Source organism: Arsukibacterium sp. UBA5043 (genome assembly GCA_002415085.1).
Lineage (GTDB): Bacteria > Pseudomonadota > Gammaproteobacteria > Enterobacterales > Alteromonadaceae > Alishewanella.
On record DIBV01000005.1, the window covers coordinates 25,608 to 50,089 of the forward strand.

A 24,482-nucleotide genomic window follows, 5' to 3' on the forward strand; every position below is an offset into this window, starting at 1 on the left:
GATGGTTTCAGTTTTATGCAAATTGCATTTCATGCCCAAAGCCACAAAGGCTTAGTTCGAAAACTTAACGAAGATGCCTGTTTGGCGCTGCCTGAAGCCGGCGTATGGGCGGTGGCTGATGGCATGGGAGGTCATGCCGCTGGTGACGTCGCCAGCCGAATGGTGATGGACCTGCTGAAAACGGCGGTGGACAGTGCCGGAGAGGCGTTAAGTGCAACCATACTAAGCCAGGCATTACAGGATGCCAATCGGGCATTGGTAAAATACAGTCAGCAACAGCTGCTTGGCACGCTGGCCGGCTCTACTGTGGTGGTTTTGTTTATTCAGCAGGATAGCTATCACTTACTTTGGGCTGGAGATAGCCGCTGTTATTTATTACGTAACAACACATTAAAACAATTAAGCCATGATCACAGCCAGGTTAATGAAATGATATCTCAAGGGTTGTTGGCGGCCAGCGAAGCAGAGAGCCATGAACTGGCAAATGTAATTACCCGGGCGGTAGGGGTTGACGCACAACTTGATGTTGCATTGAATTCAGACACCTGTCAGCCAGATGATTTATTTTTATTGTGTACCGATGGTTTAACAAAAGAGTTACCTGATAATGAAATTTATCAATATTTACAACATGATGATATTGCTGACGCCAGTAAAGCATTGTTGCATTCTACGTTAGTTGCCGGGGCTAAAGACAATATCACTAGCATCCTGATTAAAGTGCGCCGCGAAACAAATGTTAATGAAAATGACAAAACAATTCCACTAAACCTGAAAAATGTATAAATATAGTTTGATATGTTGTTATTTTGTGAGCTATAAAGTAACATATTTTGCTGTTAATAGATTTAATGGTTAATTGTGATGGATCGCAGTGAGTTAATAGATTTCGAGTTGTTAATTAAACCCGTTGCAGAGCATGCGCCGACGGGCATCGATCCTCGTAGCGATATCTCTCCTACCTCGCAGTATTACACTTTAAAAGACGTGCGCAGCCAGGCTCGGGCCAATGAACGGGCGATGTTGTTTGAGGACGAAGATTTTCAGGCGCTGGTACTCGATTGGCGACCGCTTGCCCAGGCATTACCCGATATATTAGCTGAGCAAAGTAAGGATCTGGAATATGCTGCCTGGCTGATTGAAGCCTGGTGTCGCACAGAGGGTTTTGCCGGCCTGGCCGCCGGATTTAAAGTGACCCGTTTACTAATTGAACATTTCTGGCAGGATCTGTATCCACTGCCGGATGACGAAGGCATGGACGCCCGGATAGCGCCGCTGGTTGGCCTCAATGGCTATGAAGGTGATGGCGCGCTAATTACCCCAATATTAAGTATTCCCATTACCGATGTCAGTTCAACAGGGTGTTTTGCCTGTTGGCAATATGTACGCGCCGCCGACTTATCCCGCAAAGATGAAAGTAAGCAAAAACTTCGAGCTGATGCCGGTATCGCCAGCCTGGAGCAAATTCAACAGGCGGTGCAGGAAACCCCGGCCGGATTTTATCAGCAACTTTATCATGACATTCAGCAGGCGATTAGTGAGTTTAAACTATTGTCTGACGCAATGGATGCTGCCATGGCCGGCGAGCCGCAGCCAACCACTGCCATTAGTAAAGCCATGCAAAAGTGTCTGGATGCGGTGAGCTATCTGGCAGCAGATAAGCTGAAAGTGGCTGATGATTCCGCTGCAACTGGCGAAGCTGACTTCCTGGTTAACCCGCCATCTAATAATGTCGATGAGCAACTGCAATCACGTCAGCAGGTAATTCGCTCGTTGCAACATGCTGTTGATTTTTTTCGTAAGACCGAACCTCATTCGCCAATGTCGTACGCGCTTGAGCAGGTGATCCGCTGGAGTGATCTTACTTTGCCGGAGCTTTTGCAGGAGCTGATTGACGATAACAATACCCGAAACAGTTATTTTCGTCTGGCGGGGATACCGCAGACTAAGTAGTGCAACCGGCCAGCGTTGCCTGCGCGGCCACGACAGACAAATGATAGGAGAGCGTAAATGGAAAGTATTCACAGTAAGTTGTCACGGGTGCGCAAACCCAGGGTCCACATTACTTATGATGTAGAAACCGAAGGTAATGCGGTAAAAAAAGAACTGCCGTTTGTAGTAGGGGTAATGGGCGATTTCGCCGGCCACAATACTCAGGCACTAAAGCCGTTAAAAGACCGACGCTTTGTTCAAATTGACCGCGATAATTTTGACGAAGTACTTAAACGGATGAACCCGAAGCTTAATTTTAAAGTGGAAAATAAACTGGCGGGCGATGGCAGCGAGTTTGCCGTGGATTTGCAGTTTAAATCGATGCAGGACTTTGAGCCTGCGGCCATTGTCCGTCAGGTTGAGCCGCTGGAAAAACTGATGGCTACCCGTAACAAATTACGGGATCTGATGACCAAAATTGACCGCTCTGAAGATCTTGAAAATATCCTGGAACGGGTACTTAACAGTGATGCTGACCTGCAACAGCTGGCGCAGGAACTGAATGTAGAGGACAAATAATATGAGTACGGAAGCCTTAGCACAAAGCCACGACAGCAGCACCGAGTTTGCCTCACTACTTGACCAGGCTATCGGTGCCACCAAGCAGACAGATGCATCGCGCGCTGAAGAATTAATTCGGACGCTAACCGAAGAAGCAATGAGCGGTACCGTTAGCTGGAATAAAAACCTGACGGTAACCTTTAACGAGGCAATTAACCGGCTTGATACCCTAATCTCTGATCAGCTGGCGGCTATTATGCACGCAGAAGACTTTCAGAAATTAGAAGGCAGCTGGCGTGGTCTTAATCACCTGGTTACTAATTCCGAAACCGGTAGCTCGCTGAAGATCCGTATGATCAGCATGAGCAAAAAAGAGCTTTACAAAGATTTAAGTAAAGCAGTTGAGTTTGACCAGAGCCAGACCTTTAAGAAAGTATATGAAACAGAATTCGGCACCCCGGGTGGCGAACCCTATGGCGCCATCATTGGTGACTATGAGTTTACCAATCATCCGGAAGATATTGAAACTCTGACCTATATGTCAAATGTTTCTGCCGCTGGTTTTTGCCCGTTCTTGTCCAGTGCTTCACCGGCCCTGTTTGGTTTTGATGAGTGGACTGAGCTTTCCAAACCACGTGACTTGGAAAAGATTTTTGAATCACTGGAGTACACCAAATGGCGTTCATTCCGTGACAGTGATGATTCGCGCTTTGTCACGTTGTCGATGCCGCGGGTGCTGGCACGTTTGCCTTATGGCAGTACCACAGCGCCGGTAGAAGAGTTTGGTTATGAAGAGTTCGAACTGGATACTCAGAAAGCGGTAGCAAAAAATACCAACCATAACCATTACTGCTGGATGAATGCTGCTTATGTACTGGGTAGCCGGCTGACCAATGCCTTTGCCCAGTATGGCTTCTGTACCGCCATTCGCGGCGCGGAAGGTGGCGGTAAAGTGGAGGGTTTACCATCACATATCTTTATGAGTGATGATGGCGACCCGGATCTGAAATGTCCTACCGAAATAGGCATTACCGACCGGCGGGAAGCTGAGCTTGGCAAAATGGGATTTTTGCCACTGTGCCATTACAAAAACACTGATTACGCGGTATTTTTCGGTGCCCAGACCGCCCAGAAACCGAAAAAATATGAAAGCCCGGAAGCGACAGCGAATGCTGCCATCTCTGCCCGCCTGCCTTATTTAATGGCGACATCACGGTTTGCCCATTATCTGAAGGTACTGGCCCGCGACAAAATCGGCAGCTTTATGGAAGCCGAGGATGTGGAAGTATGGCTTAATCGTTGGATCCTGACTTATGTCAATGCGTCAGAAGGCAGTGGCCAGGAAGTCCGGGCCCGTTATCCGCTGGCCGATGCTAAGGTGCAGGTTCGTGAGATCCCCGGACGCCCCGGGTCTTACAATGCCGTAGCCTGGTTACGACCATGGCTGCAACTGGAAGAATTGTCTACGTCATTACGTTTAGTAGCCAAAATTCCGGAAATGGGTAGCTAAGCGGGTTTTAGTAACTCACTCTGAGCAGTTAATAGAGGCAGGGACGGAAAAGTCATGGCTGACGCAGTTAATTTTGTTGCTGATACAGTATTTGATACAGAGGAGGACGCCAGTCCCTGTCCGTCCTATGCCCGTTATGCCAGAAAAGGTTTACTGAGCCGTTTTTTACGGGAGTCCGATCCGCTAAAAGCGGTGCTGTTCTGGCTGCAACATATTGAAAACCGTCCCTGTGTCGGCGCAGCTTTTGTGATACCGGTGCTGGGCCGGGCCATTGCTGAAATTGATTTTCTTATCAACCAGCAACTGAATGCAGTATTACATCATAAGTTGCTGCAGGAACTGGAAGCAAGCTGGCGGGGTTTGTTGTATCTGACTGAGCAGACAGAGCGTTTTGATCGGGAACAAAAAGTGAAAGTTAAACTTATTTCTCTTTCCTGGCCTGAGCTTAGCAAAGATATTAACCGGGCTATCGATTTTGACCAGAGTGATTTTTTCAAACTTATTTATGATAACGAATTTGACATGGCTGGTGGCGAACCATTTGGGGTGTTAATTGGCGATTACCAAATCAGTCACAAAATCCGCCGCGGCCAGAGTATTAATGATCTTGATACGTTAAAAGAGGTAGCCCGAACCGCCGCTGCAGCTTTTGCGCCCTTTATTACTGCGGCGCATCCTTCCTTATTTGGGGTTGACCATTTCTCAGAGCTGGGCCAGGTGAGTGATATCGCCAGCCAGTTTAAACAACCGGAATATGTTAAATGGCGGGCGCTTCGCAATATGGAAGATGCCCGCTTTTTAGGTCTGGTAATGCCGCAAGTACTGATGCGCCCGCCCTATAAAGATGATGGCAGTCGCACGGAAGGCTTCGTGTTTAAAGAGCAATTTAGCCAGCCGCAGCGAGACTATTTATGGGGTAATGCCGCCTGGGCATTTGCCGGGGTGTTGGTCAGGGCATACAGCGAGTCTGGTTGGTTTGGCCAAATACGCGGCATGAAAGCCGGCCATTATAATTTTGGGCTGGTGACGCATTTGCCGGTAAGTCAGTATGAAACGGAGAAATACCAGCCGTTCAATAAACCCTCGGTCAATTTGCTGGTGGGCCACCGCTTTGAAGCAGCGTTATCAGATGCCGGTTTTGTGCCGCTGTCGGCGGTGCCTTACAGTGATTTCTATGCCTTTTATAACAATGCGTCGGTGCAGGAAGCCAAAGCTTACGATAAAACCCTATCTAGTGTAAACGCGCGGCTTTCGGCCATGCTGCAATACATCTTATGTGTGGCCCGTTTTGCCCATTACATCAAAGTCATTGGTCGCGACAAAGTGGGGGGGTACGTCTCTGCAGAACACTGCGAGCAAGAATTGCAGCGTTGGCTGCATAACTACACCACGGCCTCTGCTGATGCCTCATATGAAGTGAGGGCGCGCCGGCCTTTGCGGGAAGCACAGATAAAAGTTAAAGAAAAACGGGGTCAGCCCGGCCGTTATTATTCAGTGATCCAGCTGCAGCCTCATTTTCAGCTCGATCAGATGGTGACATCAGTAAAGTTAGTCGCGGAGCTGTCTCCGAAGCAAAAGGCGTCAGCCTGAGGGATCTTAAATGAAAAAACTTAATACGTTGATCAGTAGTGGTCAGTTACAGCCTGCGTTGAGCCATGCCCTGGCGACGCTGCGGGACGACCCACTGAATGCCCAGATGCGCGCAGTATACGTTGAGTTGCTGTGTATAGCGGGTGAGCTGGATAAAGCTGATGCACAGCTGGACATGATAGTTCGTCAGCATCCGGATTTTCTACTCGGCGCCGTTAATGTCCGGCAACTGATCAGGGCAGAAACTGCCCGGCGTGATTTTTACCAGGGCGGCATGACGGCCACGTTGTTTGGTGAACCAACACTGATGTTCAGCGCGTTGTTAAAGCTACGCTTAGCCATGCATGAACATGACATCGCTGCCGCGACAATGGCGGCTGAGGAAATGGAACAATTAAGGCCGCAGGTTGCTATTGCTCATCTCGACCAATGCCATTCGGACATCCGGGATCTGGACGACAGCCTGGCTGGGTATCTGGAATTATTTGGCACCGATGGTAAGTATTATCTGGCGGGGTTTGAACAAATCGCCAGTTTAAAGCTGCATCCTGTCAAAAGTCTGCTTGACCTTATTTGGCGGCGGGTTGACATCAGTATTATTGATGGTCCTCAGGGTGAGGCTTTTTTACCCCTTATTTATGTGTCAACTCCGCTAATGGCTAGCGGCGCAGAGGCCGCTGCTGATCCGGTGATTCAGCTAGGCCGGGCTACCGACTGGCATGAACATAGCGCCCGACTGATTACCGGTACTGGCCAGAAAATGTTGTTGTTGGGTGAGCAAGCAGTGGCTTTGGGCGATATCCATCAGCTTAGCACTGAAGGCGAAACCGAGGCGGTTGTCAGTACGGCAATGGCTGAATAACGTCAATGAAAGTGCATCAGAAACAAGCGTTGCAAATGTCACTGCTCGATCGGCTGATTGACGATGCGCCGGGCCAGAAAGATCCTGGCCGGCAACGTCGTGGCTTTGATTTAAAAGCGCTGCGGCAAAGTGTGCGGCGTGATCTGGAAAACCTGCTTAATACCAGGGTGCAATGGCATGTCTGGCCTGAGAGTTACAGCGAGTTGGAACAAAGCCTGCTGAACTACGGTCTGCCCGATTTCTCGGTAATGGTAGTCGACTCTATTGAAGGCCGGCAACTGTTATGTCGGGCAGTAGAGCAATGTATCCGGCGCTTTGAACCCAGGTTTGTCGAGGTAGAAGTAACGCTGGCTGATGAGGACCAAAATATTGAGCGGGTGTTACGGTTACGGATCCAGGCGTTGCTATATGCTGACCCCGAACCCGAACATATTATGTTTGACTCGGAGGTAGAGCCGGTTCATCTGGGGCTGACCATCAGGGATTATCAGTAATGAATGATGAGTTACTAAAGTATTACAATCGTGAACTGACTTTTATCCGCCGGATGGGTGCCGAATACGCTGAAAAATATCCGAAAATCGCCGGCCGGTTGCGGATCAGTGAAGAGACGGTAGAAGACCCCCACGTATCGCGCTTAATTGAGGCCTTTGCTTTACTTAGTGGGCAAATTCGACAGAAGCTGGATGACAGCTTTCCGGAACTGACAGATGCATTACTTGGCCAGATGTATCCGGATTACCAGGCGCCCATCCCCTCGATATCGGTGTTAAAACTGGTGAGTCAGAATTTATCGACCTCAGGGATCTGCGTCAAACGGGGCACCCAGTTTGAAACCCGGGCAGAGGGGCTAAAGCCCTGTACGTTCCAGAGTTGCTACGATACTGATATCTGGCCGCTGGAGGTGGTACAGGCAGAATTTAAGAATGCACCATTTCATGCGCCGAAACCGCCATCCAGCCAGATTGCTAAAGCATTATTAAAGCTGAGTTTAGCCTGTGAGTTTGAAAACACCTCACTGCAGGAATTAGCGGTAGGAAAGTTGCGATTCTATCTGAACGGTCAGCGCCATCATGTTTACAAATTGTTTGAGCTGATCCTGCGCCAGGTGATCAGTATCGGCGTTGCCCCATCAGGCAAGCCTGAACACATGCGATTTTTGCAACCACGTCACTTACAAGCCGTTGGCTTTGCAGACGATGAGCAGGTAGTGCCTTACAGTCAGCGCAGCTTCAGTGGCTACCGGCTGTTGATTGAGCAATTTTTATGTCCGGAAAAGTTTTTGTTTTTTGCCCTCAACGAGCTGGATCCAAGCTGGCCGGGGATTGCCGATAAAGTGGACTTGTATTTTTATCTGGCCGAAGGTGCGGATGAGTTAGAGCGTCATATTACCGCCGACAGCGTACTACTGGGCTGCACTCCGGTGATTAACTTATTTAAACAAAAATTGGAGCCAGTGAAGTTGGAGTCTGCCCAATATGAGTACCGACTGGCCCCGCGCTATCTTGATGCCGATGTCTGTGAGGTGGTGCAGGTACAGCAGGTGCAGGCGTTTGACCCGCAAGGTAATGAATTAACTCTTAACCCTTATTACAGCCAGGGCCATCCAGATTACCTGGTGCAACAGCAGCTGTTCTGGCATACCCGCCGTGAATTTGTTGACTGGGCAGGAGGCTACGCAGAGGCGGGTACTGAAGTATATTTGTCCATTATTGACCGTCACTTCAAAGGGGTTAGTAATAGCGATGAGCAGCAAAACTGGGTTATTCAGGTTAACGCCTTGTGTAGTAACCGCAACCAGCCTGCTTATTTGCCCTTTGGCGGTGGTGAGCCCGAATTTGCCATTAGCAAACATGCTGATGTGATTAAATCGGTACGCTGTTTGACCGCACCAACCATGAGCATACGTCCGGCATTAGCTGAAAGCAGCCGCTGGCAGCTGGTTAACCACCTTACCCTGAATCATTTCAGTGGCGAGCGGGCATTAACGGTTTTGCAGGAAACCCTGAAACTGTACGATTTTCGTTGTACGCCGGAATCTAAAGCGTTGATTGATGGCATTGCCGGCTTAACCCTTACTGCTGGCTCGGCACGGGTAAATCAGCAGGGAAGGATTGCTGTCTGTAGTGGTACCGAAATTTTACTGGAATTTAGCCAGTCTGCTTATAGCGGTAGCAATGTGTATTTTTTTGCCAACATTCTAGATGCGTTTTTTGCGCAATATGCCAGCGTCAACAGCTATACCCGGCTCAGTGTCAAACTCAAAGAACACGAACAACTCTATCATCGCTGGCCCGCCCGGGTAGGCAGCAGGGTACTGTTATGAAGTTAACACTATGAGTTTAGCGGTACTAATAGCCAACCCGGGCGATTTCGATTTTTATCAGGCGGTGTATCAGATAGAGCGCCAATTTAGCGCTGAACAAAAGCAGTGGCATGGGGTGGGACGCGACGCGTTTCCCGGCGCTGAGTTGGTCCGGTTTAAAGCTGAACAACATTTGGGTTTTGCCGGCCAACCTATTAACAAGGCAAACGCGCGCACCAACAATAACGATCAACTGGCACTGGAGTTATACGTCAGCTTTCTGGGGTTAACCGGGCCCAGTGGCGTATTGCCGCAGCATTATACTGAAATGCTGTTGCAGCGGTTAAAACAACGCGACGGCGCGATGCGTGACTTTTTCGATATGTTTAATCACCGGCTGATCTCACTGTATTACCGGGCCTGGGAAAAATACCGCTTTGCCTGTCAGTACGAGATTGCTGATGGTTTAAACGACCCGTTCAGCACGTTACTGCAACACCTCAGTGGCTGCAATGACAACCTTGGGCTGTATTACGCGGGCGCCTTTAGCCAGCGTAATCGATCAGGCCAGTTCTTACAGCAGATTTTAACGGATTTACTCGGCGCTCCCGTTAAGGTGGTTTCCTTATCTGGGCGCTGGTTAGCGTTAGATAAAGACGAGCAAACCCGGCTAAGTGGTCGCAACCTGCCTGAAGGTCAGAATAGCGCACTGGGCCAAACCAGTATGCTGGGGCAGCGGGTATGGGATGTCAGTTCAGAGGTGGTGATTGAGGTAGCTGCGCCAGCCGGTAAATTGCCCGGGTTATTGCCAGGTGGCAGCCATTACCAGTTGGTTAAGCAGATCGTCGGCCGTTATCTCGATCCGCATTTACAGGTTCGGTTGGTTATTAAGGGTAAACAGCAAGATTTTGCCTGTAGCCGCCTTGCTGGCAGAGAAACTGTGCTGGGCCGGGGTAGCCGCTTAAGTATTCGCGCTGCAGTTTCGCAGCATTCTGCTCAGGTGGGTTTCCAACTGGGCCGGCTTTAATAAATGCACAGGAAGCATGTATGTCGACAAGTACTTTAAAAAGTCTGGTAGAAACACTTAACAATGACTGTAAACAGGCGTTGGAAGCTGCTACGGCACGTTGCCAGTCACGCAGTCATTATTCGGTAGAGATTGAACACTGGCTGGATGCGTTGCTGCAACGCGACAACACTGACTTTGCCTTGTTATTTCGGGCTTTTGCCGTGGACACGGATAAAGTTCACCACCAGCTGCAGCATGCCTTAGAACAGCTGAAGACCGGAAATAACTCACTACCGGGTATCGCAGTTCAACTTATAAGCTGGTTAAAAGCAACCTGGCTTAACACCACTATTGAATTTGGTGACCAGCAGGTTCGTAGTGCCTATTTGTTATATACCTTGCTACAGGATGAAAGCCTTGCCGGCCTGATGCTGCGCCGTATTCCAGAGCTGGATAAAATAAACGCGGCTGAGTTGCTGCGGGTATGGCCGGGCTTGGCGGCTCAGTCTACTGAGCACGGTAGTGTATCGGCACAGGGCGACGCACCATTAGCGGGAATAGCCACTAAGCCTGGTAAAACGCCTGCTTTGGATCAATTCACTATTGATTTAACGGCGCAGGCCCGCGCTGGCAAGATTGATCCGATTGTTGGCCGGGATTTTGAAATCCGCCAGATGATCGATATTTTAACCCGCCGCCGCCAGAACAATCCGATTCTAACCGGTGAAGCCGGTGTCGGAAAAACTGCGGTTGTGGAAGGTTTAGCACTGCGCATTGCTGCAGCTGATGTGCCGGAAAAACTTAAGTCTGTTGCGTTGCGGGTGCTCGATTTAGCGCTGTTGCAAGCAGGTGCCGGCATGAAGGGTGAATTTGAAAACCGGCTGAAAAACGTGATTAACGAGGTAAAGCAGAGCCCAACCCCGATTATTTTGTTTATTGACGAAGCCCATACCATGATTGGTAGTGGTGGTCAGGCAGGGCAAAACGATGCTGCTAATTTACTGAAACCCGCGCTGGCCCGTGGTGAGCTCAGAACCATCGCTGCGACCACCTGGGCTGAATACAAAAAGTACTTTGAGAAAGACGCGGCATTAACCCGGCGCTTTCAGGTAGTAAAAGTAGAAGAGCCAAGCCCGGCTAAAGCAGTACTGATGATGCGGGGTCTACTCGACGTGATGGAGCGTCATCATGGCGTGAGTATTACCGATAACGCTTTGCAAGCCGCTGCGTATTTATCTGATCGCTACATCAGTGGCCGCCAGCTGCCGGATAAAGCCGTAGGGCTGCTGGATACGGCCTGTGCCCGGGTTGCAATGAGCCAGGATGCGATACCTGGCCCGGTAGAAGATCAAAAGCGGAAAGTTGATCAGCTAATCAGTGAAATAAGTGTGTTGCAGCGAGAGCAAACGCTGGGTGAAATTCATACCAGTCAGCTAGAAGAGTTACAACTGCAATTAACCCAAGCGCAACGCAGCCTTAGCGAGCTGCAGCAACAATGGCAAACCCAGCGTGAATGGGTATGCCGGGCGCGACAGCTGGCAGCACAGCTGCAACAAAATGCGACAACGATAACTACCGATAACCCTGAGCCGGGCAATGAACCTGCGGTAACAAACGGACCGCTGCTCGAAGAGCTGAACGCGCTTCGGGCGTCATTAGCTGAACTTACCATGCCCATGGTGCACTGGCAGGTTACCGGGCAGCTGATCGCCGAGGTAGTTGCTGACTGGACAGGCATACCACTTGGTAAAATGCACGCTGATGAAATTAATAACATACTGGCACTGGAACAGCACCTGGCCGAGAGAGTCGTCGGGCAGCAACATGCTCTGCAACTGATTGCCCGCACCGTGCAAACGTCACGGGCGCAACTGGCAGATGAAAATAAACCCAATGGTATTTTCTTATTAACCGGGCCAAGTGGCGTGGGTAAAACTGAAACAGCGCTGGCGATAGCAGAACAGGTTTACGGCAGCGAGGATAATCTTACCGTCATTAACATGTCGGAGTTTAAAGAAGAGCATAAAGTGTCATTGTTACTGGGTTCACCCCCTGGTTACGTTGGCTACGGTGAGGGTGGTATTTTAACGGAAGCAGTGCGGCGTAAGCCATATAGCGTGGTCTTGCTGGACGAAATGGAAAAAGCACACCCCGGTGTGCAGGACATTTTTTATCAGGTATTTGATAAAGGTACCATTAAAGATGGTGAAGGACGCGATATCGATTTTAAAAATACCATTATCATTATGACCTCTAATGTCGGCACTGACACAACGATGCGATTATTTGAAGACCCGGAAACAGCGCCTTCGATCGCAGGCCTGACTAAAGCACTGAAAGACGATTTGCTGCAGATATTTAAACCCGCTTTTTTAGGGCGGGTAAATGTTATTCCCTATCTGCCATTGGATGATGACAAACTGGCGCTGATTAGCGCTTTACAGTTACAAAGGATAGAACAACGGTTACAACAACATTATAGTGCCGCATTCAGCTATGAGCAGGCAGTAGTAGACGCTATTGTCAGCCGCTGTCAGGACGCCGGCTCAGGTGCCCGTACCATTCATAATATTTTGCAAAATACCTTATTACCAGAACTGTCAGTATTGATCCTGCAGCGAAGTGCGCAGCAGCAAATAATACAACAGGTGCAGTTAAGTTTTAATGGTGAAAACTTCGACTATTACATTGATTAAATATTACAAAATATAAACATACCGGGTTGCAAAACCCGGCAATTCTGTTGTGAACTATTTTCGGTTAAATATAAAAATAAAAAGTTAATTAAAAGTTGATCATAGTTTCGTTGAATGTATAATTTAGGCAGTTTGAAAAAGTACTTTACCAACAAAGTCCGCTTTAATGTTTAAACAATGTTAAATTTGTTTGTGGTATTCATAGTGGCTGTAGGAAGTGTTTTTTAGGCGTTTAGCCGGGGTGAGGTTTGCCCGGGTTTATATCTGTCCTCTGTGGACACTATTTTAAATATGCAAAAGGAGCATAGCATGCAAGCAAATACCTACCTGCAGTATGGCGCGATCAAAGGCGAATCTACCGCTGATGAATTTAAAGACATGATCACCGTACTATCGATGGATTGGGGTTCTCACCGCGAGTTAACTTCTTACACCGGTACTGCGATGGATCGTGAAGCCAGTTCTACCCGGTTAAACGATATTGTTATTACTAAACTGCAAGACAAATCATCACCGGATCTATTCAAAGAAGCGACTATTGGTAAAGGCCAGAAGGCGGTATTCCACATTACCAAGCAAGGCGACAAAATTGAAGAAATCATGAAAATTGAACTGACTGATGCCATGATCAGCAGCTATCAGATGTCAGTTTCGGGTGACCGTCCTGTTGAAACTATCGTCATCAGCTACACCGAGCTGATGATGACTGTTACCCCGACAGACGATAAAAACAACGTTACAGCGCCATTGGTATACGGTTACAGCGGCGTTAAAGGCGCCAAGCTGTAAGGTTGACATACAGCTGATGCCGCCAGCGGTATCAGCTGTATTTACTCATCACCACCCCGAACTTTTTACCAATCCATGCTTAATTGAGGCGAACGGATGCAAAAAGCTACCCAGGATGAAAACAGCATCAGAATTGATACCCCGCTGGGTAAGGATGCGCTTTATCTGACCCGGTTTGTATTAGATGAAGGAATATCCCGGTTATTTTCACTGGCAGCGACGGTGTACACAAACGGTCAGGAAATAGCAGCTAAAGATTTGATTGGTAAAGAGGTTTGTATAACCCTTGAACTAGGTAATAACCGCCAGCGTTACATTCATGGTGTGGTAGCCGCGGTTAATTCTTTAGGTTTACGAGTTAATAAAGAAGCCGGCGGCAATCGTTTTCGCGACTATCACCTTAGTATTGTTCCAGCAGCCTGGTATATGCAACATAAGGTGAATAGTCGCATTTTTAAAGCCAGTAATGTGCTGAAAATTGTCGAAATGCTAGCCGGTGAGCATGGTATTAAACTGGATGCCAGTTCTAAAATCAGCGGCAGTTATCCTGATTACGAGTATAAAGTACAGTATGAAGAAGCGGATTTCAGTTTTGTCAGCCGCTTGCTGGAACAAGAAGGTATCTTCTACTTTTTTGAACACAGCAAAGGCCAGCACAAGCTGATTCTCGCTGATAAATCTTCAGCATATGAACCGTGTACAGAAAAGAACGTTAAGTTTCACACCGGTACCCTGGCAGAGGCACATATCAGCCAGTGGCAAAAAGCGATACAAATGGTGCCGGGTAAGTTTGTGCAGCGCGGATACAATCTGGAAAAGCCCAAAGCGTTACCTACTGGTAGTTATGGCAAGGGCAGTCTGGTCAGTAAACATGCTGACTATGAAGTTTTCAGTTATGGGGCAGAAGCCCAAACCCACAGCCGCTCTAAAGCCATCGCCACCATTAGGCTTGAAGCATTGCAACGTGATATGGCTATGCAGCAAGGGGCCAGCAGTTGCCGTAGTTTTACCGCCGGGCGCACCTTTACTATCAGTGAACATGAAGATAAAGCAGAAGAGGGCAAACAATATGTGATTACTGATTTGCGCTTAGAAGCAGCCATTATTAACCAGAACGGCGCAAGCCAGAGCTTTGAGAAAGTAATTAGCAACAGTTTCCGTTGTGTGCCCAAAGAGGTGGCATACCGGCCACTGCTGCATACGCCCAAGCCGGTGGTGCAAGGTGTGCAAACTGCCACTGTAACCTGTAAAGGTTCTGAGGAGATTTCGGTTGATGAACTAGGTCGGGTCACCGTGAAGTTTCATTGGGATCGTAGCGATATTACCGACCATGAAAGCTCTTGTCCTATCCGGGTGAGTCAGAACTGGGCGGGCAAAAAATGGGGCATGTTTTTTTACCCACGGCGGGACCAGGAAGTGCTGGTAGAGTTTTTAAATGGTGATCCGGATCAACCGGTTATTATTGGTGCAGTTTACAACTCTGACCATATGCCGCCATACGATTTACCCACAGACAAAACCCAGAGCGGAGTAAAAACCCGTTCCAGTGAAGGGGGGGCGGCTGATAATTTTAACGAAATCCGTTTTGAAGATAAAAAGGGTGATGAGTTACTTTATTTGCACGCGGAAAAGAATTTTAAACTGCAGGTTGAATACGATCAGCAGATCAATATCGATAATGACAGCGCCCGACTGATCAAAGGAAATGATACAGACACGGTAAATAAAGACCGCAGCACCAAGGTAGATGGGGCTGAAACACATAAAGTGGGGAAAGCACTCACCATTGAGGCCGGAGATGCGATTACGATTAAGACCGGCGCCGCTTCTATAGCGATGAAAAGCGACGGTTCCATTGCCATTAAGGGCGTGAATATTACCATTAATGGCGCCAAGGTTAGCATTAATTAGAGACAACGCTGTTCAGGACCAATGGCAGGTTGATGATAAATGCAAAGCAAAACAGGTGAACTATGAGCAAGCCCGCTGCGGTAATCGGTTGTATGCATGTCTGTCCCAAAGTTACTGGTCAGGTACCACATGTAGGTGGGCCGGTGTTACAAGGCTCTCCTAATGTCAGTATTGCCGCTATGCCAGCAGCACGCAAGGGCGATAAACTTTTGTGTGTCGGGCCACCCGACAGCATAAGTGGCGGCTCGGCTACCGTGTTTATCAATGGCAAAAATGCGGCCCGGCTTGGTGATGACACAGGCCATGGCGGCAAGATAGTGGTAGGTGTACCGACTGTGCTGATTGGTGGCTAAGTTTTGGCACAACTATTCCAGAAGCGACAGAACTAAGGCAAAGGAATGGCAGAGGTATGGCTAAGCAATGATGCAAACGTTCACTGATCTGGCAGAGCGCAGCAATCTGTTATGGCTGCAAAGAGTGCGTCTTGGTAGTAGTGACTATATTACGCTTAGCCAGTTGCAGCAGCACGACTATCGATTGCTACAAAGTGTGCGTTTATGTCAGCGCTATCTGCGTCAGCAGCGGGATGACATGCCATTCTGGCTCAATGCAGTGCTGAATAACCATGTCGCTGAACTGGACAAAATCCTGGCATTGCCGTTTGCGTTGTCTGCACAAGTGTTGCTGGCTGAGTTATGGCTGGCATTACAACAAAAAAATAAAGCACATTATTTTGAGCAGTACTGCCGGCCAGAACAAAGCCAGTTCATCTGTTTGCTTGCCGACAAACCGGCTGCCGGCAGGCTCTTTAGGGCCATGCAAGACTTTGATATACGAAGCGCGATTCAAATAGCCGGACATAGTGGTTTAACCATGCAGCGGGCTGCCTTACAGCAGCTGGCAGCAGATAACACCCTTGATACAGCAAGCCTGGCCGAGCTCAATTACAGTTTGTATCTGTTAGGGCATCACATAGACGAGTACGACATTGTGCAGCAATTACAAAGCGCTGAATGTCTGACGCCCAGACAACTGCAGTTATTACTGCTTGGCGCGTCTGCTGAGCATAAAGTACGAATAGTAAATGCACTCTGTATTAGCGATATTGCGCTGGCGGTTAATGCAATGGGCTTTAGCGGTTTAGCTAAGTTTTGTCCGTTGCTGCTGGAAATAGCCCGTGAGCCAGCACACCATGCAGCAGCACAAAGCGCCCTGATAACCATGCTGGGCGCGTTGGCAGCAGACAACCTGCTAAACGGCAAGGCAGCAGAGCAGAGCCAGCATGTGGCCGATACCATCGAGCCACTGCTTGGCGGCCAGTTGCAAAGTAGGCTGAATTTAGCGGCGTGTTGGCTTAGCGGAAATCAGTATCAACGTTTTGCTGCTGCCGCTCTGCAAGTAATGCAGCAACCAGGCCTGGCCCTGGCAGAACCGAACAACTGGCAGGGTGGTGTATGGCCAACTGCCTAGCAGTAAAAGATTACGCCGCGGTGCTGGGTAAAACTGCCATTACTGACTGGGCAATGCAGCTGGACGTGGTGCCGGTAGCGCCAAGTCTGGTGTTGCGGTATGGCCAGTGGTGGCAATTTAATCAACTGTCTGAGATTGAACCCGGCTTGCCGTTGCCAGCACGTTTGGTTGCGTTGCTTCGTACCTTATGGCCGCAATTAAGTACTGCACCAGCTGCGGCGCCGGTGTTGTTGGTGTTACCGGAACAGCTGGCAGGCGAGCAGATGTTAGCCGAGTTTATCAGCGCACTGCAGCAAGAGTTTCCCTCGTTGCTAAGTCATGCTGCATGCCAACTATTTCCTTATGGCAGCAGTGCGGCACTGTTAGCGCTTGCCACGGCCAGACAATTACTGGATAGCGGAGCCCCAGTGATATGGCTGATTGCTCTGGATAGCCCGGTTGCAAATGCGATGGAGCAGGCTGCAATGACGCGCGCTGCTGCAAAAGTAGGCCAGGACGCTGACTACTCAGAGAACCTGGAAACGGAACAAATCGTGTGGTCTGAGGCTGCGGTGGCTATGGCGCTTACACAAAGCGATACCGGTTTACGGTGTCATTATCTGGCCTCAGATGCCACGGTTAGCACTGAAACCGATGAACTGGCTATAGGCAATCTATTTGACGGTGCCAGCGCGAATACTGACGGTCCGCTGAGCTGGTTGTATCTGGCAGATAACGGCAGTAGCGCGACAACAGCTTGCTGGCAGCCGCACTATCCGCGCTTAGCGCCGGTGATTGATGCCGCCACTCAGCTGAGCTTTCCAGCCTATTTTACCGGCGAGCTTGGCGCGGCTGGCGGAGTTTACCGATTGTTGCATTTGTACCTGGGGTATTTAAACGCAGGACACCGTGGTTTTACCCTGCAATGTGAAATTTCACAGCGTTTGTACCGCGCCGTGGCGGTTTTCAGCTGGCAACAAGCCAGTAATATATCTGACTCTTAAGGACAACAACTGGCATGGTGGCGCATTCTTTAACCCTTAAATCCCGTTCAGGCAAAATGTATATCTTTTGCACTGACAGCCAGGGCCAAAGTGGCGCGCCGCTAAACTTTACCAGCCGCGATGCTGCTACGCACTGGATCCGCCAGTCATTCGATCGCAGCGCCACCCAAAGTGACAGTATCAGACAGGTGTATCAATGGTTTTGCCGTCAATCAGCGCAGGCAGATTTAGCAGCGCCGTTAAGCGCGGTGCGTGACGCTGAATTATGTCGCACCCTGGCCACAACCTTACTGGACGGCAAATTACTTGTTTTGCAGGTGCCGGAACGAAAAGCTGTATTGGGCGCAGCTGAGTCTGTCACGCCACCCAGGGCTAGCACTAAAACCATGAAACGGGGAGGCAAAGCTGCAGCCAGCAGTTCGGGTAATAGCAGCGCCGCCAGCAGGGCCCATGTTGTATCAGAAAAGAGCGGTACCAATGCCGCCAGCCGGCAAACGCCCGAGACCGACAAGGTTGAAAAATGTGGTGATCCGGTGTCAATGTGTACCGGCGAAGAAATTCTTGAACTAACCGATTTTGAGCTTGCCGGCCCCTTGCCGATGCAATGGCGACGCACGTACCGTTCCAGTCAAAGCCATCAGAATATTGGGTTTGGTTATGGCTGGCGCAGTAATTTTAACCTGCATATCGATAGCGTAAGTGATGAAGCCGGCACGACGACCCTGCGTTTGGTAAATGAAGAAGGGCGGCAACTGCATTTTAGTCGGCCAGAGCCTGGCCAGACCAGCTATCAACTCGCCGAAGAGCTGGCTCTGCGTGCAGAAACCGATGGCAGCCTGGTGTTATTAAAGCCAGATAATACGCACTGGATATTTGTACCTGCGGCCACTGATCCTGCCCCGGGAAACGATGATCAAGCCGGCAGAAAACGCTGGCTGCTGCATCAGGTAATGGATAGCCTGGGGCGTTATCTGCAGCTTTATTATAACCGGCAAAGCCGGCTGAGCCGTATTGATTATACCCGCAAAAAAGGCATTGAACTGCACTACAATGCTGCCGGCTTATTAAGCCGGATTGAAGCTGTCAGCCTGAGTGAACAAGGAGCCAAAGGCACAGAGCTGTTGCTGGCGCAGTACCAGTACAACGACGAAAAAGAGCTAATCGGTGCAACCAACAGTGGTGACGAAACAGAAAAATATCAGTACAGCCAGCATTTACTCACGGTACGGCAACGAGCCAGTGGCTTTTGTCATTATTTCAGCTGGCAGGGTAACGGCCCGGCAGCCCGCTGTGTTCGTAACTGGGGTGATAATGGCATTTATGACTATCGTTTCAGTTATGACGATAGCAATCACAGCGCCAGCAGTATCGATGGTAACGGCCATTGCTGGCAGTACTTTCATAATGAGCGAAATTTGCTGATAAAAAAGGTGGCACCGGATGGTGCGACCTGGCAATACAGCTGGAATAAGCAGGGCAAAAAAACTTCTGAAACATTACCGGACGGCAGCCAGACCCGCTTTTATTATAATGAAAACTCTCAGCTGGTTACTCTGGAACAAGCTGACGCAGCTATTACGCATTTTCAATATAATGAGCTGGGCCAACGCAGCGTTATTATTGACGCTGAAGGGCGGCAATGGCGCCGGGAATACAGCGCTGGTGGGTTGTTATTACAAGAATCTAACCCTGACAGCTCGGTTACGCGATACCAGTATAATGGTGAAAACCAGCTGGAGAAAGTGTATTTACCCGCAGGTGGCGTGCAGCGGTTATTATGGAGTGATGAAAGCCAGCTACTGGCGGTGAAACATAACGATGCGCTAACCCGTTACAGCTATGACAGCCTGGGCCGGTTAAACGGCATGGTAGATGCCAGTGGTCTGGTAACTGAATACCATTACAACCCTGCTGGCAAGCTGTTAAAACAAGTGCAGTATCCGGCAGAAAGTGAAAGTCTGAGTGTTGCACAGCGTCTGGAGCAGCATTTCAGCTACGACGAGAGTGGCCGTTTACGAAGCACAACCAATGCCAATGGGGACATCGTTGAACGCCAGTACGGCGGATTAAGCCAACCGAGCCGGCTGTTACAAGCAGATGGCAGTGCTTTTGACTACCAGTATGATAATGAACGTAACTTAACCGCCATTATGCGCAGCGACGGTGCCAGCTATCAGCTGGACTATGATGCTCAGGAGCGGCCGGTGCGTTTGCAGGGCTTTGATGGCCGCCAGCAGCATTTGCAGTACGATATTAACGGCAAAATTGCCGGCGTTCGAGACGGCAGTAAACGTCAGCTGAAAGTAAAGCGGGATAAACGCGGCCGGATCACCGAACAAACGGCGCTATATGGCCAGGCGCTGGCCAGTAATCATTTTCACTATGACAAAATTGGCCGGGTATTGCGGGCCAGTAATGGCCAGCGCAAACTGCGGTTTAATTACCATTTAAACGGCCAGCTGACTGAGATATGGCAGGATAACAGCTGCACGTATCATCAGTATAATGAGCAAGGTAAATGCAGCACGACTCAGCTACCTGATGGCACCAACATAGACTACCGTTACAACGAAGAAGGCCAGCTGACCCAGCTGGCAGTAAATCAGCAGCCTGTAATTTGGCGCACCTTCGACAGTGCCGGGCGCGAAACTGCCCGCGAGTACAACAGCGGCCTGATGCTGGAGCAGCAGTTTGATGCTTTTAACCGCTTAACCATGCAGCACTGGCGGCGGGGTGAGCTCGGGCAACAACGCCAGTACAGTTATACGCCATTGCATCAGCTGCAAAAAGTAACGGATAACCAGCTGGGCAACACTGAGTATCAGTACAATTCGCTGGACCAGTTAATCAACAAGCAGCATAGCACAGACCCTAGCCAGAATGAGCGCCATCAATGGGATAGTTTTGGCAACCCCACTGGCGAAGGCATTGAAGTAAAACAAGACCGGCTGCTGCGCTATCACGATAAGCAGTATCAGTACGATGACAGTGGCAACCAGTTACATGCTGCCTCTGGCCCAAGTAGCCAGCAGCGTGAGTTTAATGGCTTTAACCAGCTAACCAGCGTTAGCTGCAACGGTGCTATCAGCCGCTACGAATACGATGCCCTGGGTAGACGCAGTGCTAAAATCAGCGGTGGCGAGCGCACCGAGTATTTCTGGGATGGCGATAAGCTTATCGGTGAGCGCTGTGCCGGTGAATATAGCTGGTATATCTTCGAGCCAGGCAGCAATAAACCATTATTACTACTGAAAAATGGCGCGATTTATTATTACCAGTTAGACCAACTCGGCACGCCACTATCGTTAACCGACAGTGAAAACAATATCGTCTGGCAAGCCAGCTACTCAGTATTTGGTAAAGCGGCTGTAACGCGTAACGAAATTGATAACCCGTTACGTTTTCAAGGCCAGTATTTTGATAGTGAAACCGGGCTGCATTATAACCACTTTCGCTACTACGATCCCGAAACCGGCCGCTTTATCAGCCAGGACCCCATAGGCCTGCTAGGCGGCATTAACCACTACCAATATGCGCCTAATCATGTTAATTGGGTTGATCCGTTGGGGTTGAGTTGTAAGGAGGGGAAGCCATTTTACAAGACAACTGATCTATTGCCTGGATACAATGGCGAAAATGATCTAGACAATTGCATGCGTTGGAATAAACCAAATGTAGTTGAATACCTTGATGAAAAACAGAAATTAAAATTTGAACTTGAAGTCAGTAATGGTTTACTAGTAAACAAAATTTCAGGTCAGCCTTTCGATACGGGGGAGGCAATTTCAATTTGGGGAGGTGCTATATTTGTCATGGAAGCCGATGGACGTATATATGCTTCGAATTATCAAGAAAGAGAAATATTTCACCATTCCTCGTTAGCGAGTGGTGGTGCCGTTGCATCAGCGGGTACCTTGCAAGTCATTGATGGATTATTAACTGAAGTGAGTAATAAGTCAGGTCACTATGAAACTACCCAAAAGCATAATAATCAGTTTTTCAAAGAATTAGAGAACCGTGGAATGAAGAATGATTTTTTAGATAAAGTTAAGAGAACTGGATATAGAAAAGACGGTTTTTCAATGAATGAAAAAACTCATGTAGATTTTAGAAAAGCGGAAGATTGGCAGACAGGTGAGGAAATTCCTGATGACTGGATGGAATTTTAATGATTAATAACTTGCCCAGAAACGTGTTTTCATTTCTATATACTATGTGGGGTGTTATCCCTAATAAAAATGCTACATTTCTCTCACCAAAAAAAATTAATGAAGCTAAAAAAGATTTAGCTAAACTGACTGCAGATTGTAAAGCGATAATTTGGATTCTTTCCCACAAAGAGGCAGACTACACTGACACCGTTGCGAAATGCTATACCAATGAAGATGTTTGGAATTTTGCTTCTAGTACAGCGATAATTTTTGAGTATGAAAAAATATTTGATTTGTGTGGTGTAAAATTCGATCGAAAAAAAATAATAGGTAAAACTATTGAAGATGATGTTTTGAAATTCTATGTAGATTACCCTCCAGAAATAAATGTAATGAGATATCTATATAGTAATTTCAAAGATTTAAATTCTTTAGAAAATGATATTTCTGATAAATTTATGGGTAAAACTATGAAAATCTTAGAGGCTATAAAATCAATGTCACATTTTGATTCAGTCGATTATGCAATTGCTCTTCAGGATTACGATCATCCGGACCGAGCTGAAAAGTTTTTCAGAACTTTAGAACAAGCATTGAATGAAACGATCACTAAACACTAGTAACAAAGCTTTGAGCAAAGGCCACACGCTAATAGTTTGCTTAACGAGGCTTGCCAGTAGAATCTTTGATTGAAACCCGTTCAAAAATAGTGCGTGCGCTGGTAACGCGCCATATGGTGTTGCCAACGTCGTCGGCCACCAACAGGCCGCCATGCCCATCTACTACAACGCCAACAGGTCTGCCGCGGGCGTTGCCGTCGGCGTCAATGAAGCCTGACAGCACCACCTGCATCGGACCGGTTGGCATACCGTTAGCGAAGGGGACAAAGACAACTTCATAGCCGTTTAGTGGCTGGCGGTTCCAGGAACCATGCAGACCGATAAAGGCACCCTCTGCATAGCCGGCCACCGTATTGTTATTAAAGGCCAGACCTAACGGCGCGACATGTGCGCCCAGGGCAAAATCTGGCGCCACAGCACTCGCCACCAGCTCTGGTTTTTGCGGACTAACACGTTTATCAATGTGTTGGCCGAAATAGCTGTATGGCCAACCGTAGAATGCATCCCGGCGCACTGAGGTGAGGTAGTCGGGCACCAGGTCGCTGCCTAATTCGTCCCGTTCGTTTACTACCGCCCACAGTGCACCAGTCTCGGGCTCCCAGTCTAAGCCTACCGGATTACGCAGGCCGGTTGCGAATGTTCGCAACGCACCGCTGGCAATATCAATTTCGAGTATGGCAGCGCGCATATGCTCGGCATCGATGCCGTTTTCGGCGATGTTGCTATTTGAGCCAACGCCGACATATAGCTTGCTGCCATCGGCACTGGCGAGCAAACTCTTGGTCCAGTGGTGGTTCAATTCATCGCCCTTGCCGGGTAAGTCAGTAACCTTGGTAGGCGTAGCGGTTATCGTTGTGTCACCGCGCTGATAAGGCATTTTTACTAATGCATTGGCGTTGGCCACGTACAAGGTGTCTCCCACCAGCGCCATGCCAAACGGCGAATGCAGACCCTGCAAAAAAACAGTGCGTAATTCGGCTTTGCCGTCGCCATCGGTATCGCGAAGCAGTGAAATGCGGTTGGCGCTGGGTACGGCAGCCCCGGCTTTTGTCATGACCCGTTTCATTATCCAGCCTTTAATGCCGCCGATACCACTTTTCCCTGGGGGCGCATTGGTTTCGGCAACCAGTACGTCGCCATTTGGCAGAACGTACAGCCAGCGTGGATGCTCGAGGCCGTCGGCAAAGGATGTGACCTTCATGTTTGACGCCGGGGTTGGCGTGACACCGTTTGGCCAGCCGACTGCTGGTGCGATATTGACGGTGGGGATCAGAGAAGGGTTAGGCGGCGGTAGTAGCGGATCAGTGCCGGTGCCGGCCTTTGCAGATAATTGGGCGCGCCCGCTACAGGCTGACATAAGAATTAGCAAAGAAAGCATTACCCACGGCAAGAGCGTTGTTCTCAAGGCAATACTCCTGCAGTGGTTATCGTTCAATCTGACCAGTATTCTGACCAGTATTTAGAGGCTAGATGGTAAGCAACTCAGTATAGCAACGCACGGCAATATCACCAGGTAGACGCTGATTAACGTGGTATCGGCGCTATACCTGGTTGTATAACCGATGCCTTACGCAAATATCGCTCGGCCAGCAATACAAAATGCAGCTATTATGCCTATTGCCCATATGGTGGAACGTGGAGTGGCATAATCGAACCAGTAACAGATGTAATAAAGAATGCGACTGGCGATAAACACCCAGCCCAGAATAACGGTGGTGCTGTCTACTGCGTTTAGTGCTACGGCACTTAACACCGCGCAGCCGTAAATAATTAATGCTTCAAAGCTGTTGTAATGGGCGGCATTGGCACGCTGGCCAAAGCCTTTAAGGGCTGCCTGTTGTTCTCTGGGATTGTTGTTGTCATAGCCGCCGGATTTTTGCATGGCAAACGCCAGGGGCGCTTTGGCTAAAAATGGCAATAGCATGGCGATAAACAAGGTGAGTAAAAGCGTACTTAGCATTGAAACATTCTCCGGTTGATGTTTAGCGCTCCAGTATAGCGCTGAGATTGAAAGAAACAGTATAACTTCAGCTTACTGCGTAGCGAGTGACCTGACCAGCTTAAATCTGGTACTCTGTGCGGTGGGCCATAAA

20 protein-coding genes are annotated in these 24,482 nt (G+C 48.9%); 18 read left to right on the top strand and 2 right to left on the bottom strand.

Annotated features, from left to right (window positions below; all coding sequences use genetic code 11):
- Positions 1-15: 15 nt before the first annotated feature.
- From B2Q61_RS05785 to B2Q61_RS05865, 17 genes are all read left to right on the top strand, one after another.
- Positions 16-786: a PP2C family protein-serine/threonine phosphatase gene (locus tag B2Q61_RS05785; protein ID WP_290615966.1), complete on the top strand. Its 771-nt coding sequence runs from the start codon at positions 16-18 to the stop codon at positions 784-786.
- Between the two features lie 78 nt (positions 787-864).
- Positions 865-1,953, top strand: a complete 1,089-nt coding sequence (tssA, locus tag B2Q61_RS05790) for a type VI secretion system protein TssA (protein ID WP_290616040.1) — start codon at positions 865-867, stop codon at positions 1,951-1,953.
- A gap of 57 nt (positions 1,954-2,010) precedes the next feature.
- Complete coding sequence (gene tssB / locus B2Q61_RS05795) at positions 2,011-2,511, top strand: type VI secretion system contractile sheath small subunit (protein ID WP_290609703.1); 501 nt, start codon at positions 2,011-2,013, stop codon at positions 2,509-2,511.
- A 1-nt stretch (position 2,512) separates the two neighbouring features.
- Positions 2,513-4,003, top strand: a complete 1,491-nt coding sequence (tssC, locus tag B2Q61_RS05800) for a type VI secretion system contractile sheath large subunit (protein WP_290615964.1) — start codon at positions 2,513-2,515, stop codon at positions 4,001-4,003.
- A 54-nt stretch (positions 4,004-4,057) separates the two neighbouring features.
- The gene (gene tssC / locus B2Q61_RS05805) at positions 4,058-5,593 is read left to right on the top strand and encodes a type VI secretion system contractile sheath large subunit (protein WP_290615962.1); all 1,536 of its coding nucleotides are present in this window, start codon (positions 4,058-4,060) and stop codon (positions 5,591-5,593) included.
- A gap of 10 nt (positions 5,594-5,603) precedes the next feature.
- On the top strand, positions 5,604-6,455 hold the full coding sequence (locus tag B2Q61_RS05810) for a type VI secretion system accessory protein TagJ (RefSeq protein ID WP_290615960.1): 852 nt from the start codon (positions 5,604-5,606) through the stop codon (positions 6,453-6,455).
- 5 nt (positions 6,456-6,460) lie between these two features.
- Positions 6,461-6,949 (top strand): type VI secretion system baseplate subunit TssE, encoded by a 489-nt coding sequence (gene tssE / locus B2Q61_RS05815; RefSeq protein ID WP_290615958.1) that lies wholly within the window; start codon positions 6,461-6,463, stop codon positions 6,947-6,949.
- Positions 6,949-8,781, top strand: a complete 1,833-nt coding sequence (tssF, locus tag B2Q61_RS05820) for a type VI secretion system baseplate subunit TssF (RefSeq protein WP_290615956.1) — start codon at positions 6,949-6,951, stop codon at positions 8,779-8,781. The genes tssE and tssF overlap by 1 nt, the downstream gene beginning before the upstream one ends.
- Before the next feature lie 10 nt (positions 8,782-8,791).
- Positions 8,792-9,787 carry a type VI secretion system baseplate subunit TssG gene (gene tssG, locus B2Q61_RS05825; RefSeq protein ID WP_290615954.1) on the top strand — a complete coding sequence of 332 codons (996 nt, stop codon included), beginning with the start codon at positions 8,792-8,794 and terminating at the stop codon, positions 9,785-9,787.
- A 20-nt stretch (positions 9,788-9,807) separates the two neighbouring features.
- On the top strand, positions 9,808-12,465 hold the full coding sequence (gene tssH, locus B2Q61_RS05830; RefSeq protein ID WP_290615952.1) for a type VI secretion system ATPase TssH: 2,658 nt from the start codon (positions 9,808-9,810) through the stop codon (positions 12,463-12,465).
- A gap of 309 nt (positions 12,466-12,774) precedes the next feature.
- Positions 12,775-13,254 (top strand): Hcp family type VI secretion system effector, encoded by a 480-nt coding sequence (locus B2Q61_RS05835; RefSeq protein WP_097109775.1) that lies wholly within the window; start codon positions 12,775-12,777, stop codon positions 13,252-13,254.
- A gap of 96 nt (positions 13,255-13,350) precedes the next feature.
- Positions 13,351-15,165 (top strand): type VI secretion system tip protein TssI/VgrG, encoded by a 1,815-nt coding sequence (tssI, locus tag B2Q61_RS05840; RefSeq protein WP_290615948.1) that lies wholly within the window; start codon positions 13,351-13,353, stop codon positions 15,163-15,165.
- A 62-nt stretch (positions 15,166-15,227) separates the two neighbouring features.
- Positions 15,228-15,518, top strand: coding sequence for a PAAR domain-containing protein (locus B2Q61_RS05845; protein ID WP_290615946.1), 291 nt, complete (start codon positions 15,228-15,230; stop codon positions 15,516-15,518).
- Positions 15,519-15,585: 67 nt separating this feature from the next.
- Positions 15,586-16,635 (top strand): hypothetical protein, encoded by a 1,050-nt coding sequence (locus tag B2Q61_RS05850; protein ID WP_290615944.1) that lies wholly within the window; start codon positions 15,586-15,588, stop codon positions 16,633-16,635.
- Positions 16,620-17,618 carry a hypothetical protein gene (locus tag B2Q61_RS05855; RefSeq protein WP_290615942.1) on the top strand — a complete coding sequence of 333 codons (999 nt, stop codon included), beginning with the start codon at positions 16,620-16,622 and terminating at the stop codon, positions 17,616-17,618. Before B2Q61_RS05850 ends, B2Q61_RS05855 begins: the two co-directional genes overlap by 16 nt.
- Before the next feature lie 14 nt (positions 17,619-17,632).
- Positions 17,633-21,787 carry an RHS repeat-associated core domain-containing protein gene (locus tag B2Q61_RS05860; protein ID WP_290615940.1) on the top strand — a complete coding sequence of 1,385 codons (4,155 nt, stop codon included), beginning with the start codon at positions 17,633-17,635 and terminating at the stop codon, positions 21,785-21,787.
- Entirely contained in the window at positions 21,787-22,389 is a 603-nt protein-coding gene (locus B2Q61_RS05865; RefSeq protein WP_290615938.1) for a hypothetical protein, read from the top strand. Before B2Q61_RS05860 ends, B2Q61_RS05865 begins: the two co-directional genes overlap by 1 nt.
- 40 nt (positions 22,390-22,429) lie before the next feature.
- On the opposite strand, the gene B2Q61_RS05870 is transcribed toward B2Q61_RS05865, so the two are convergent.
- Positions 22,430-23,590, bottom strand: coding sequence for a PQQ-dependent sugar dehydrogenase (locus tag B2Q61_RS05870; protein WP_290615936.1), 1,161 nt, complete (start codon positions 23,588-23,590; stop codon positions 22,430-22,432).
- Here B2Q61_RS05870 and B2Q61_RS05875 point away from each other — a divergent pair.
- Positions 23,589-23,852 (top strand): hypothetical protein, encoded by a 264-nt coding sequence (locus B2Q61_RS05875; RefSeq protein ID WP_290615934.1) that lies wholly within the window; start codon positions 23,589-23,591, stop codon positions 23,850-23,852. The two genes, B2Q61_RS05870 and B2Q61_RS05875, sit on opposite strands and share 2 nt — an antisense overlap.
- Before the next feature lie 104 nt (positions 23,853-23,956).
- Here B2Q61_RS05875 and B2Q61_RS05880 read toward each other — a convergent pair whose 3' ends face one another.
- Positions 23,957-24,349: an MAPEG family protein gene (locus tag B2Q61_RS05880; protein ID WP_290615932.1), complete on the bottom strand. Its 393-nt coding sequence runs from the start codon at positions 24,347-24,349 to the stop codon at positions 23,957-23,959.
- Positions 24,350-24,482: the final 133 nt, after the last annotated feature.